This is a genomic window from Treponema sp. R80B11-R83G3 (assembly GCF_054786115.1).
In genome coordinates, this window is the sequence record NZ_BDHF01000497.1 from 1 (window position 1) to 452 (window position 452).

1 protein-coding gene is annotated in these 452 nt (G+C 44.5%); it reads left to right on the plus strand.

Annotated elements, in window-relative coordinates; genetic code table 11:
- Positions 1–266: 266 nt before the first annotated feature.
- Positions 267–452, plus strand: a 186-nt coding sequence (locus tag ACYVRH_RS14645; RefSeq protein WP_461257596.1) for a hypothetical protein, incomplete at its 3' end; no start/stop codon positions are given.

A 452-nucleotide genomic window follows, 5' to 3' on the forward strand; every position in this document is an offset into this window, starting at 1 on the left:
TCGGCATATCCATTTCAGGAAACATATCTATGGCTAAACCTGAAACGAGGTACAGCGCGACTATGGCGACAAGTCCGAAGACTATAACCCCCAGAATCGGGCGGTTGACAATGCGTTCTGACATACTCATGGTTGTAATGATAGGTTTTCAAATGTGGAAAGTACATAAACTGGGGATAAACACGGGTTAAATTTTTGTTTATGTGGGGAATGAGCAATTAGCATTGAGCAGTGAGTAATGAGTAATGAGCAGTGAGCAATGAGCAATGGAAGAAGAATTTACCACGAACCACACGAACAGTTACACGATGTATGCCCAAGCATTTATTAAGTACAGTCAGGGCAGGGCTGCGGGCGGAAAAAACAACACGCAACAAGATGTATGCCGAATAAATTCCTTGAGTACAGTCAGGGCAGGGCTGCGGGTGGCAAAAACATCTTCTGGAATTCCC